General features: G+C 41.3%; 11 protein-coding genes and 1 tRNA gene. 7 read left to right on the forward strand and 5 right to left on the reverse strand.

What is annotated here, in order from left to right; translation table 11 throughout:
* Positions 1-21: 21 nt before the first annotated feature.
* The 3 genes from L1283_RS09525 to L1283_RS09535 are packed head-to-tail and all read right to left on the reverse strand — an operon-like array spanning position 22 to position 4,196.
* Positions 22-705 (reverse strand): hypothetical protein, encoded by a 684-nt coding sequence (locus tag L1283_RS09525; protein WP_115046068.1) that lies wholly within the window; start codon positions 703-705, stop codon positions 22-24.
* A gap of 17 nt (positions 706-722) precedes the next feature.
* Positions 723-1,487 (reverse strand): enoyl-CoA hydratase/isomerase family protein, encoded by a 765-nt coding sequence (locus tag L1283_RS09530; RefSeq protein WP_115046066.1) that lies wholly within the window; start codon positions 1,485-1,487, stop codon positions 723-725.
* Between the two features lie 36 nt (positions 1,488-1,523).
* Positions 1,524-4,196: a carboxypeptidase-like regulatory domain-containing protein gene (locus tag L1283_RS09535; RefSeq protein WP_115046064.1), complete on the reverse strand. Its 2,673-nt coding sequence runs from the start codon at positions 4,194-4,196 to the stop codon at positions 1,524-1,526.
* A gap of 124 nt (positions 4,197-4,320) precedes the next feature.
* Between L1283_RS09535 and purD the strand changes: the two genes are divergently transcribed.
* From purD to L1283_RS09550, 3 genes are all read left to right on the forward strand, one after another.
* The gene (purD, locus tag L1283_RS09540; RefSeq protein WP_112375194.1) at positions 4,321-5,595 is read left to right on the forward strand and encodes a phosphoribosylamine--glycine ligase; all 1,275 of its coding nucleotides are present in this window, start codon (positions 4,321-4,323) and stop codon (positions 5,593-5,595) included.
* 89 nt (positions 5,596-5,684) lie between these two features.
* A tRNA-Glu gene (locus L1283_RS09545) sits at positions 5,685-5,756 on the forward strand.
* Between the two features lie 312 nt (positions 5,757-6,068).
* Positions 6,069-7,379 carry a site-specific integrase gene (locus L1283_RS09550; RefSeq protein ID WP_286849661.1) on the forward strand — a complete coding sequence of 437 codons (1,311 nt, stop codon included), beginning with the start codon at positions 6,069-6,071 and terminating at the stop codon, positions 7,377-7,379.
* 717 nt (positions 7,380-8,096) lie between these two features.
* On the opposite strand, the gene L1283_RS09555 is transcribed toward L1283_RS09550, so the two are convergent.
* Positions 8,097-8,405: a hypothetical protein gene (locus L1283_RS09555; protein WP_286849662.1), complete on the reverse strand. Its 309-nt coding sequence runs from the start codon at positions 8,403-8,405 to the stop codon at positions 8,097-8,099.
* A gap of 32 nt (positions 8,406-8,437) precedes the next feature.
* Entirely contained in the window at positions 8,438-9,463 is a 1,026-nt protein-coding gene (locus tag L1283_RS09560) for a hypothetical protein (protein WP_286849663.1), read from the reverse strand.
* A 463-nt stretch (positions 9,464-9,926) separates the two neighbouring features.
* Here L1283_RS09560 and L1283_RS09565 point away from each other — a divergent pair, with 463 nt between their 5' ends.
* The 4 genes from L1283_RS09565 (at position 9,927) to L1283_RS09580 (ending at position 13,249) form a co-directional block, all read left to right on the forward strand.
* Positions 9,927-10,622 (forward strand): hypothetical protein, encoded by a 696-nt coding sequence (locus tag L1283_RS09565; RefSeq protein ID WP_286849664.1) that lies wholly within the window; start codon positions 9,927-9,929, stop codon positions 10,620-10,622.
* Positions 10,619-11,704: a hypothetical protein gene (locus L1283_RS09570; RefSeq protein ID WP_286849666.1), complete on the forward strand. Its 1,086-nt coding sequence runs from the start codon at positions 10,619-10,621 to the stop codon at positions 11,702-11,704. Before L1283_RS09565 ends, L1283_RS09570 begins: the two co-directional genes overlap by 4 nt.
* A gap of 445 nt (positions 11,705-12,149) precedes the next feature.
* A complete protein-coding gene (locus L1283_RS09575) occupies positions 12,150-12,866 on the forward strand; it encodes a MauE/DoxX family redox-associated membrane protein (RefSeq protein ID WP_312352261.1) in 717 nt (238 codons plus the stop codon).
* A 26-nt stretch (positions 12,867-12,892) separates the two neighbouring features.
* Positions 12,893-13,249 (forward strand): hypothetical protein, encoded by a 357-nt coding sequence (locus L1283_RS09580; RefSeq protein WP_286848426.1) that lies wholly within the window; start codon positions 12,893-12,895, stop codon positions 13,247-13,249.
* Positions 13,250-13,255 lie beyond the last annotated feature (6 nt).

Here is a 13,255-nt window from a genome sequence, read left to right on the forward strand (position 1 = left end):
TTGGTTAAAATGTACAACATATTATGCGTCACATCCGGCATAAGCGCGGTCTATGGCTGTAATATACCATTTTTCTCCCTCTTTTGTCACATGAAAAACAAAGGGTTCTTCATGTTCATTGGAGGTCATAATGGCTCTATAACTTTTGAATTCTATATTTCTTAGTCGCTGTAATTCAGTATTACTAATTTTGGCGTCAAGAATTTCATTCATGAACTTTGCCGTTTGAGATAATTCATTGGGGCGGGATTTTCTATCGTAATAGAATCCGGCTTTATCCCACTTCATCGTACCACAATCAAAAATAGGTAGTTTTCCGGACTTCAATGGACCCTTGTATGTTAACTTTTCATAAGAATGGTACTCTGGTACAGGCTTAGAAAAATTAAAACTGTTTTGGTGTACATAAGAGTCTAGTGCGCCTGGACGATAAATAATATAAATTCCCAATTTGGGATGTATATAGGAATTTATTGTTTTACTGTCCTGCTCAGAATATGCCTTGGCAAGTTTCTCCAGTACTTCCTCCAGCGTTTCGGAGTTCTCTTTCTTTACTTCCTTTTCAGTCGTGTCAGGTTTTTGTAGGGTATCCACAGGAATTGAATCCTGTACGATTTTTATAGCCTTATCTTCTTTTTTACTATTTCTGCAGGAGATTGTGCTTGCAGTGAGACAAATAAGAATAAAGAAAAAGAGATTTCTCATGATGATTTTGTTTAATATTACTTCTTCGAAGTCAAGTTTTCAATGATTGACTTTAGAATAGAGCGCGTTGACGGAAGCCACCATTGTTCGAGGATGCGCTGGATTGTCTCTTCTCTATTCTCGCGCAATTTAAGGATTATTTCCTTTCGGAAGTTCAATTTGGATGTCTGCCAGGTCTTTTGGTTGAACTGCGTGATCTGTTTTATCTTTTTTGTTGCGGTATTGAAGAGTATATTAGCGGGAACAATGTCATCGATAAGCCCCTGTGTTTTTGCATCTACAGGAGAGAGCAATTTACCTTCGAGCAAATTCTGATACGCATTCCGTTTTCCGATCCAAAATGCATAAAGCTGAAATATACTTTCAGGGACGATGAGTCCGACTGGAATTTCATTAAGGCCAATCACAAAATTCCCTTCGGCCATAATGCGATAATCGCAGCAGAGTGCCAGTACGCAGCCCCCAGCTGGGCTATGACCAGATATTGCAGCCACGAGCGGCTTTGGAAAAGCGGCCAGTAGCGATGTCGCCTCCAAGAATAAATTCCAGAATTCCTGAATCTGTTCTTCATCGTATTGGAATAAGGTAATTAGATCGAGTCCTGCGCTAAAGAAGTTTTCCTTGCCAATCAATAGTGCACCATAAATGGCTTCATTTTGCTGGGAAGATTCCAAGGTGTCTATCAGTTCCTTCAATAGCTGAGTGTCGATGGCATTTGACTTCCCCCTGTCGAGGAAAATACTTAAAATATGATCTTCTATTTTGGTTTTAATATGTTGCATAACCTTGTTTTTAAATATAACGATTTGTTTGCGCTGCTATTGTGGTTTTACCTCTATTAAATACTCCAGATGAGCAATTTTTCCATCCATGCTTATTCCCTCAACGGTTAGTTTGTAAGTCCCAGGTTCGTCAGAAGTAAAGAAATCGAAATGTGTTTTTCCTTCTTTCTGTGTAATCAGATTTGGTTCCCATGCGATTGTTGTCCGGAGATCGCGTGTAAGCTTATGTTGGATTGTTGCATCATATTGGGGTTTGAAAAAGGTTCGGGGTACATATAACCCTTTTGGCGTGATGGTTACAATGCCTGTGGGTGTATAAGATGAAGCAATTGCATCTCCGGATTTACTGGTAATCACAATAACACCACTGCCTCCATACATGCCATAAATTGCCGTGTTTCCAATGCTACGCAAGACTTCAACACTCGCAATGTCCGCAGTATTGATCATATCTATTTGCTCGGGTTCAATATACATTCCATCGAGAACAACTTGCATCGGACTATTCATCGATCTTGTGCTGTAAGGGATTCCATTTCGAAAAATAACACCATTTAGCCGTCCATTGAGGCATTGAGCAAATGTAGCACAGCCAGATAATTCGTCTGCAGAGATCACTTGATCGGCATTTCCTGGCCCATTGAGGTTTCTGGAGTTCTTGTCAGCTTTATTTGTTCGTACTCTATTGACCTGTACCTCTTCCAACCGAATGCTCTTTTGGATTATGCCCGCCGCTTCCAATTCGCCAAGGAATTGTTGGCTATTTTTCAGTTGTGTAAGCAGCGTGGTATTGATGTCGTTGACCAACAAGGGTTGATCTTTACTCGGATTTAGAGGAGGGGTAAGCGGGTTGTCGATAACAATATCAACTCTTTTTTTCTCTTTAGGGCCATCACCTGTCACAATAAACTTGACGCTGTCTGCAAATAAAAGTTCGTCAAATGAAAATCGGCCATTATTGTCTGTCAGCGTATCTGCACTCAGCAACATATTGCTCGTCGGTATTAGGGTTACTTTAGCATTTGGAACCACAGCCTTTCGGGCCGTTTTCTTGATGGTCCCAGCGATGGTAAGTCCTTTTTCAGGAAGGAGCGAAGTTGTTGATGTACTTATGTAATTCTTCCAGTCCAACTTGCGCCAACCTTGGATCAACATAAGATTGTCCAGCTCTGTCAGTTTAATGTTCGTTAAATCCTCAAAGTAATAATTGGGACGTTCAATAAAGCCACGAAGATCAGATTTCAATAGGAGCTCCGAGACAATAGATGAATAATAACGGTCTGTCGTAGAATCAACCTTACTGAGGTTTACCACTGATGCAGAAAGCGCGGCAAACCTCGTGGTGTCACTATCTTCATAGTTAACGGAAAGATTTGCGATCACTTTATCGCGTGTTGAGAAGCTGGGTTTGTTGAGTTCTACGGAGACAGGAAGTAAAGTCGATGTCGTATTGTAGTTAAACACGAGTCTTTCCACAATAGGAATCATTTGGTCTGTTAAGATAGACAACTGTAAAACTCCGGATGGCAGGTTTTTTTTGGGAATATTGAATAGGATCTCCGCTCCGTTTAGTTTCTGCTTGGCGGCATGAAGTACAAGGCCATTGTATTGGGCTATTAGATAAATATCTTTGCCATTGACCAAGTCTGCAGTAGCGGAAAGTTGCGCTGCAATCTTATCCTTTAGTACCGAATTTACGGTTAGAACATATCCGGAATTCTGTACAGGCGGTAATGACGCACTTGTTGACGATCCATCTTCGAAGAGGGCTGTAGCGACGTATTTTTTTCCTGTCTGTAAGACGAGCGGGATACTTCCCATTCCCAGTGCATTGGTTTCAAAATCGGCAACTGTTGTTTGATTTTCCTCCACAACTTTTATTTTTGCTTTTTTTCCTAAACCATTAGGGCTAAGGATTTTGAACCCAGTTTTGGATAATATGTTGTTGACTAGTTCGCCACTTTCGGGGAAAATTTGGATGCTATTTTGGTTGTTTGGATCCGGGATGACAAAACTTTTTAGAATACGTCTTTTATCCAGCGAAAGAAATTGTAAAGACAGTGTCCCGCCTTTAAAATCATCTTTCAATTCCAGCGCTATTGTTCCATTATCGTTTGATTTCAGTCGGCCGGATTTCTCTTTATTGTTGTTCGGTTGTAGGGTATAACTGATGTTGTTATTAATCAGCGGGGCTCCCTGAATGGTTTTCAGATTAATCTGGAACATGTTTTCTGTTCCGTTTTTGACCAGTTCACTTTTCGTTATGATATGATCAGATCGACCATTTGTAATGGGGACGACGCGTTCATAGAAATTGGCTACAGAGTCATTTTGCATCCATCGGGTAAATGATCTAACGCGGTAGGAGCCTTCTTCCAAAGTGTCCGGCAGATTGAAGTCGCCTATACTTAGACCGAGTGTAATAGGAATTTTGATACTCTTAATGATCTTATTGGTGGGAGAAATCAATTCTACATTAGCAATTTTACTGATGTTGCTCAAATAATTAAAAGGGGCGGTGGTACAGTAAAGTTTAAACCACATAGTTTCGCCAGCCGAATAATCATTTTTGTCCAAATGGAGATAAATCTTTTCCTTGATGTGCCGTTCATGGTAAGTATCCAGTTTCTGCAAGGTCTGATCGATCTGGGCCGACGCCAGCAAAGCGAATAACAGGCAGTTTACTAACAGCAGTAATTTAGCGTACATATGACTAATGTTTTATGAAAATTAGAAAATATTTTTCCTTTAATCAATTTATAAATCAAAATATTAGTCTCATTTTAAACGATCTGATACCTTAAAATTAGCATAAAAAAAATATCTTTGTGTTATGAATATCCTAATAATCGGTTCAGGAGGTCGTGAATCTGCCTTCGCCTATAAGTTGTCGAAAAGTCCACGTTTAGATCAATTGTTTATTGCTCCAGGAAATGCTGGAACAGGTGCGTATGGTCAGAATGTAAATATTAAAGTTACTGACTTTGCTGCTATTGCTTCCTTCGTTTTGGAGAATAACGTGCAAATGGTGCTCGTCGGTCCCGAAGAGCCTTTGGTAAAAGGTATTCATGATTATTTTTTAAATCGGGAAGATTTAAAAGATATCCCGGTAATAGGGCCGCAACAGGAGGGGGCTCAATTGGAGGGCTCAAAAGATTTTTCAAAGCAATTTATGGATCGCCATGGCGTACCTACGGCTGCTTCAAGATCGTTTGATGCAACATCGTTGGAAGATGGATTGGCTTACCTTGAAACGCAAAAATTGCCGATTGTGCTTAAGGCCGATGGTTTAGCTGCAGGCAAAGGAGTGTTGATCTGTGAGACGCTGGAAGATGCTAAAGCAGAGTTAAAGGCGATGATCGCAGATTCAAAGTTTGGAGAAGCTAGCCGAGTTGTGGTTGTTGAAGAATTCTTAAAAGGAATTGAATTGTCTGTTTTTGTTTTGACAGATGGGAATTCATATAAAGTGCTTCCTTCTGCAAAAGATTACAAACGTATTGGAGAGGGGGATACAGGCCTAAACACGGGTGGTATGGGATCGATATCTCCGGTTCCTTTTGCAGATGAGACATTTTTAAATAAAGTAGAAGAGCGTATTATCAGACCAACAGTTGAAGGACTTAAAAAAGATGGCATTCCATATAAAGGATTTATTTTCATCGGTTTGATGAATGTGGAAGGAGAGCCTTATGTCATCGAGTATAATGTTCGTATGGGAGATCCAGAGACTGAATCTGTATTGCCGCGTATTGAATCGGATCTGTTAGATTTGCTGGAAGGTGTTGCACAGGGTAATCTGGAGCAACGTTCCTATACGGTATCTCCTAAAACTGCCGTAACTGTCATGTTGGTTGCGGGAGGTTATCCTGGAGATTATGAGTCGGGAAAAGAGATCGCCAATATTGAAAATGTCAAAGAATCCATCGTATTTCAAGCAGGTACGAAAGAAGTAGATGGTAAGATTGTTACTGCAGGTGGACGTGTAATTGCTGTTACCACATTGCAAGATTCGCTGTTCGAAGCCCTTCAGCAGGCAACTGCAGATGCCGGAAGGATATATTTTGAAGGTAAATACTTCAGAAGAGATATCGGTTTCGACCTTATTTAAAAAATATTTAAAATTATTTTTGGAATACTGATTTTAAGGTCTATATTTGCAACTCCAAAAACAACAATGTTATTGGAGTTGCATTAAAAGGCCCGTTCGTCTAGGGGTTAGGACGCAAGATTTTCATTCTTGAAACAGGGGTTCGATTCCCCTACGGGCTACACATCTAAAAGTCAAAACATAAAAAAGCCTGCAAATTAAACATTTGCAGGCTTTTTTGTTTTTCAGTATCTACAAAACTTACACGAATTCCCAAGAAAAAAGTGAGTCATTCAGTGAGTCATTTTCGCTCATTTGCTTACTCACTGAGATGTATTTAACATTCTTATAATCAAGTTGTTTGAAAATTAAACATCTTGATCCGTTTTAGTTGCAAGGCTACATTTGCATCTGCTTTCATTGTTTTTTCAATGGCGATGCAGAGCCTTTCCCGAAAGTCGGGAAAGGGTTTCTTTCACTTAAATGATGTTGTCATGAGTACAAATTATTCCTTGCTCTTCTACTTGAAGAAACCAAAAAATTACGTTAGTGGTCCCAAGCCGATCTACATGCGGATTACCGTAGATGGTGTCCAAAAAGAAGTCTCCACTGGACGGGAATGTGATCCGCCAAAATGGAACTCCAAAGCCAACCGGGTGAAAGGCACGACTGAAGCTGTAAAGACGCTGAACAGCTATCTTGATACCCTCGTAACTAAAATAAGTACGATCCATACCGCTATGACGGCTGCCGCAGAGGAAATCACAGCGGAATCGATCAAACTTAAGTATCAGGGAAAGGATATCAAACGTAAAAATTTCTTGGATGTGTTCAGGGAGCATAATATGCAGATGGAAGCACTTTTGGGCAATGGATTCAAGCCCAATACGCTCAAAGGGTATAAGACCTCTTTATTACATATTTGTGGATACCTTGAGAAAGAATACAGGTCGCAGGATATTGACACGAGAAAGATTGACCATGCTTTTGTCACAGGGTACGAATTCTTTCTGCGAGCAACAATGGGCTGTTCAGCTGTGTCGGCAGCAAAATACATGAAACATCTTCGTAAGATCATCAAGATCTGTATTTCGCATAGATGGATAACGGACGATCCATTTGCTTTTTATAAGATTAAGGCGAAGGCGAAAGAGAAGGAGTTTCTGACGGATGCAGAACTAAGGAGGATAGAGGAAAAGTTGTTCAAGATACCAAGATTAGCGCATGTGCGTGATATCTTTGTCTTTTGTTGCTACACAGGACTTTCCTATGCGGATGTGAAGAAACTAAAATGGACCGATATTGCCGAGGGTGTGGACGGAAAACTCTGGATATTTACCAGTAGGGAGAAAACCGAAACCTCATCGAATATTCCACTGCTTCTCAAGGCACTTGAGATCATTGAACGTTATCGTGATTATCCACCATGTGTGACAAAGGATATGGTACTTCCTGTGCTGAGTAATCAGAAAATGAACAGTTATCTAAAGGAAATCGCTGATCTGTGCGAGATCACAAAAGAGTTGACCTTTCACAAGTCACGCCATACCTTCGCCACGTCTGTGACGCTTGCCAATAGTGTTCCTATTGAAACAGTTTCAAAAATGCTTGGACATACGGATATCAAAACTACGCAGCATTATGCGAAGTTATTGGACAATAGGGTTGCGGTGGACATGGACAGACTGGAAAGAAAGATCGAGAATAAACCTGCGCCAACCAAAACGGCTAAAGTGGCAGAGGTATGCGCTCCTCAGTCTTTTACCTTTTTAAGAACGGGTCATAGAGATAGAAATATCGCATAAATCGTACTGGAAGCAATGTGACGAACATTGCTTCTTTTCTTATACCTCCAATAAAATCCCAATCCAAAAGATAATTGGAATATTGATCTGGTCTATAAATAACCTGTACAGGTATATCTGCTTATACAGTCAGTTTTTCGGGAAAACTGTTCACTTTATCAACCATGTCGCTGCTGGAGCTACTAGATCTTATCAGGAACTTTTTTTGGAGATATATTTAGCACCTGTTTAAATTTTGTTCAATAAATGTTTTATTGTGGACGACTTGACGTTTGCTATAAGACCATAATTCCGGGCCAGTCTACCAACGCTGGCAACCGGGCAAGGGTCCTTCTGGTAATTCATCTTTTATGGACAGGCTGAAAATCCTATAAGGTAACGGATAGACAGCTAATATACCTGCTCTTACCGATCCCAACAGATCAGGGGGAGGCCGGACTGAAACCAACTATCAAGTATGCACCAGGCGTAGATAAAACGATCAAAATACATTCCATAGGTATAATCGCGTTATGTACCATCTTGCAATGGGCTAAGTGCGTAGTAAGTGCGCTGGAAGTACGCTATTAACGCACTTACTACGCACTCTCTACGCTTAGGTAACGCTTTATTGGCGCTTCATTTACGCTTGATGCTCCTTCTATCCCCAGTGTAAAGTAAGAACTGTATTAGACCTTTTGTACACCTTTTTCGGGAATGGACAATAGGCTAGCCAGATTATTCAATCGAATAATTCCAGTTTCCTAACACACTGGGTATCTTCCAAGATTCAGCCTTAGTCTTGTAGTTGCTAAAGTGTCCTTTATCCCATTTGGTGATATGGTAGCCCCTACAAAACTTACAATAATAAGCCCTTTTACAAGCGTCCTTACCCATCCGGTGTTTGATCCGTTTGCCATCCAGTTTGTTCCGAACGCGTGATTTGAACTTAAAATTAAGCATTATCCATTGTGCTTCGATTAAAGAAAGAAATCCAATTTTACCAGTAGCACGGCATTTCCAGCTATTTACCTTTGCTTTTTCCATAATCTATCTTTTAAAGTTTATCTATTATTGTATTACTCCTTTTCTATGGGCACCTGCAACATGACCCATTCCCGGATATGCCTGGCAATCTTATCAGACACCTCAAAATCATACCGGCCTTCAAACGGTATTTTAAGTACAATGCGCAACCGGCCACGCTTCAACCCGTAGCAAGCCCTGATCATATCCAGCGGTATCGCCTTATCCCTGTCTATCTTCTGTACAAAACCCCGAGTGCTATTTACAACTTCCTTTAGGCTGCGCTGTTCGCCACAGGTCAGACTTTCGTCCATCGCGTTTTTCAGATAAAGACTGACCATACTATTTTTAAACGTAAAAATCCCTAAATCTTTGTACAGTATCTTTTGGGAAAGGATCTTATTATTGAGCAGGAATACCTCCTGCTCCGGATCTATCGCTTTTATTAGCGGCAGGTCGATTTCCTCCATGGAATCAATATCTTTATCACTAGACTCCGTTTCCAGAACTTCCTTCACCTCTTTCAGATCAGGGGAAAACAGATTAACCTGCTTCTCCAGATCCTTAATTTTTAACTGCTGCTGATGGTTTACTTCCTTAAGTTCAACAATTTGCTTTTTTTGCTTTTGATGAATAGCCACATAGAAATACACCGTGTAGCACATATTCAAGACCAGAATACCACTAAATATGACCATTAAAGGAAATAACAGCCATTCATCCTTAGCCAGTGTATCGGGACCGATAATCCAGAACAAAAAAATTGTGGGCAATACACAGCAAAAAAAGAACTGTGTACCTATACGTTTCTGCGGAACGTATAACCAATTCTGCTTTTTGTCCAGGAGCGCAATGACCAAACGTATATACAGGAAAGTAATAGCCGCCATCAATGCAAAAAATAGATAGCTTGTGATGATCGGCCAGTCTGTAAGCCAGTCCGCTAAAGCCCCCTGATAGCCCAGATACCAGCAAACACCGCCGAAGGCGCAAGACGCGATCAATAGCCAGATCACATCCGGATAATTTACAGCCAATACCTCCGTATCTTGATATTTGTCCTGCTCTATGCTTTTCATATACTCCGATCATATTTTAACAAACGCTATCCAAACATACATGCGCGTCAAGTTTGTTTGCTTCTTCCTCCTTCAGGTAGCGTCAACGTTATTAAATTAAATTACTTTTCTACATACAATGGCTCATCTGGGCATATATGGCTAGATATCTGCTGAAGAGCTCCTGTTAAAATTTTACCTTTATGAATAAATTTTTGTTATATAAATTTAGCCAATTATTTTTTAAACAACGTTTCCAGCGCCAAAATCACCTCTTTTATGTCGCTATTTCATCTAAATAATTACCCTACTGGACGAAAATTTAAAGCTTTATTGTTTGAAATGCATTCTTCGTTGTTCCGAAATCAGCCTTCGCTGTAAAAAATCGGTCTTCGTTGAAATTAAGGCGGTATTCAGCAAAAATTCCCTGTCGTTATGGGTATTTTTGAAAAGTAATAGTTCACTGATTATAAACCCCTGGATCATGAGGACGATAAAGAAAATACCTTTCCCATTCAGCCGCAATTACATATTTACTGCGATAGCTATGCTGGTCACTTTATATGGACTTTTTATGGCCTCGACACCATCCCAGCACGTATACAGCATCGGTATCCTGGTCGTGCTGATTCCTTTTTTAGAGATCCGTAATCAGGAGCGTGTGATGCAGCTTTTCTCTGTTTTTTTTGTCTGCGTCCTGATCAGCAGCATTGCGCTATTTGACCGGCTCCCTTATCAATTATTGATCAGTTCCCAGCCGTCTTGGACAGCCTTGAAAAAGGGGATCCCAATAGCATTCGTCATCTGTGTATTGGCACATCTATTTTTTTGGAAGAAGATAGGCCTGATCAAACTATATGGCATCCAATTTCCGATTATGATCATTGCCTGTATCTGGTATATGCGCATGCTGCTGATCCTTGGCAACTGCCAGCATACACCGGACGCCAAGAATGTGCAGATTACGGCCGTAGTCGTTCAGAAATGTCCAGTGTGCTGTGATATTCATGAGCTCTTGCTTTCCTTTACCTATGAAGGACGGCAGTATCAGATGCCGATGGACGTACACCCTAAACTGTATGAAAATGCGAAAGAAGGCGATAAGCTCAATCTCCATCTGCATCCCGGGGTCTATGGCTGGCCCTGGTATCATAAAGATATCAAAAGGAGGTACAGATGATCGTAAGTTTACAAAAGCTGACAATGCTCATAGAAGCCATAGTCCATCTGGATAACGAGGATATCCCAGCGTATTTGTGTGAAATCACAGAGGTCTGCAATAACAATTTTGCGCTTGCGTTGCAGGCGCACCGGGAGATTATCAAAGTTGATAATGCCCGTCAGGCCATACGGCTATACCACACGCAATTATTGCGGCTGCACTCTTTACTGAATAACTTCTGTAAAGAGTGTAAAATTGAAAATGCTACAGCACTATTTGCCCTGGAAGAATTACTTGGGCGAATCGAACATCTATTTAAAAAAGATATTGATCCCTGTACGCCGCTGCCGGAGCATTATTACCTCAGGCTGCATGAATATGTATATGTAAATATGCCCTCTATCCTTGATAAACTCGCTCAAAAAAACATACCACAGGTCTATCTTGGTGAAATCCTCTCAGCTATGGACAGCCTATTTGAAAACGGTAAGATTCCCTATATTCAATACAGGCATCAGGATTACCTGCCCAAAATGGTCGAATCACTGCGCCAATTGGCCGACGACAAACGCCAGGGTAAAAACTGGCATTATCGTTTTTTGGTTCTGATGGTCAACCTGAATTTTAACCATATGGGATTTTTCAACCGATGGAAAGAACTGTACACTTCAGACCCTTCATTTATGGATGCCCTGTCACGCTTTCCAAAACACTTCTCCTGTATCCCGGACTTCGCGTATGATAGCAACCGTAGGAGCCTGCTGAAGTTGATGCGCGAGTACATGGAGGATGAAAATATCTCCCCGTCTGAAACAATGCAGAATTATCCCCAACAGTTTATTCAGAGCAATTTCAATGGCAAAGAGCTCAAACTTTGGATGCATATATCTGTTAAGGCGAATATTATGTGGTCGTCGGAGAAAAAAGAAGTTGCGGAGGTGTTTTCCAGGCTTGTCAAAACACGGGAAGGGACCTTACTTTCTGCCCATAGCCTGACCAGGATGGACAAAAGCACCGAGTTTCATACTGCTCTCCGTATCCGTAAAGTATTGAATACGATGCTCGCCGAACTGAATAGACAGTTCCCGGAATTAAAGTAAGTAAAATACAGAAATTTTTAAAAACAGGGGGTATGCCATCGCTACACCCCCTCAGCAAGTTTATTCTACCGATCAAAAACAGCCATAGCTACACCCAAATCGACTGTTTTACCAAGAATCCGCTCCCTAATTTTTTACCACATATTACCCCTTCACTACATCCCAGTCTTTGTTTAAACCATATAGAGACAGGTAATTTTTCCAAATCAACCATTTCGTTACACCTGCGCCGGCCTGTTTTCCATACTACCTTTGTTTTACAGCGTACGAGAAAGTAGAAGCTGACGCTCAGGCGGGCCGCTGTACCAGATGGAGGGGACAGGTACGGCGCCCTGTTTTTAAAGAAATAATAAAACCCCAACCGAAAATAATAAAACAGCGGAGAAAAATAATAAATGCCACGGCACAAATAATTAAGGCTATGGAAGCAAATAAAACAACTAGCATGATATATAAAATCCTTCGGGCGGTAATGATCCTTTTTTGGATCTATGTCGGCATGGATAAGATCTGGCAACTGGGAGCCTTTCGGATCGCCCTGGAGCAACAGCCTGTTATCAGTTTTCTGGCTCCGATACTCTTTTGGCTACTTCCGCTCATGGAAATCGGTATAGGAGTATTACTAGCTTTGCCACCAGCGAGACTACGCTCCCTGGGATGGAGAGCTTCTAACGTATTAATTATCGTTTTTACGATCTATATCGGTCTGGGGGTATTGGATGTCTATGCACAGAAACCCTGTATGTGTACCAGCTTTCTCAGCCATATCTCCTGGCCCGCGCATCTATTGATAAATATCACAGTTCTTGGCCTTTCCATAACTGGGTGGGCATTGCACCGCACTGCTGTCAAAGACCAAGAGCGTACATTAACGGGTAAAACAAACATAGCACTATTCCTGATAGGCTTTCTAGCAATAGGAGCAATTACATACGAAAGCACACACTTCAAGCGGACAAATGACAAGTGGTACACACCGGACAGCATTTACGACGATCAAGCGCCCAACACTGTCAGCGGCAATTCAAAAGGCTTGCTGGCATCCACATACGACCGGTACGCAGGACCGTACCGGCAATTATTTACCAAAAGTTTGCAGGCCAGCACTATCACTGATCAATTACTGGCCTACAGTACAGAAAGGAGGGTAGCAACATGCTAACCAAATTTTTAAACAATTATGGCTACATGATATTAGGAGGAGCCATGATTATCGGATTCTCAGCATTCAAAGGTGCTGAGGCTTATGCAGGAAAAAGTTTAGCTCCTGTAACTGTTTATTTCAACGGAGATCCATTGAATGCCTCTCAGGTTGCTGATGAGTCACGCTGGACGACTACGCCAAATGGGCATAGCTGTAATCCGACGGACAACAAAGCCTGTTCGCTTCCGATTGACAACACCGACCTGAGCGGATCGGCTTTAGATCCGGCAAAAATTTCATTGGATGCAACACCCGGTGATGCTGGCGCTGCTTCAGGTTATATTCCCGAGCGTACCGGAGGGGCGAGTTCGACTCCTTTCAATCCGGTGAACCGAAATTAAACAGTT

Source organism: Sphingobacterium sp. HSC-15S19, from assembly GCF_050433745.1.
GTDB classification, from domain to species: Bacteria; Bacteroidota; Bacteroidia; order Sphingobacteriales; family Sphingobacteriaceae; genus Sphingobacterium; species Sphingobacterium siyangense.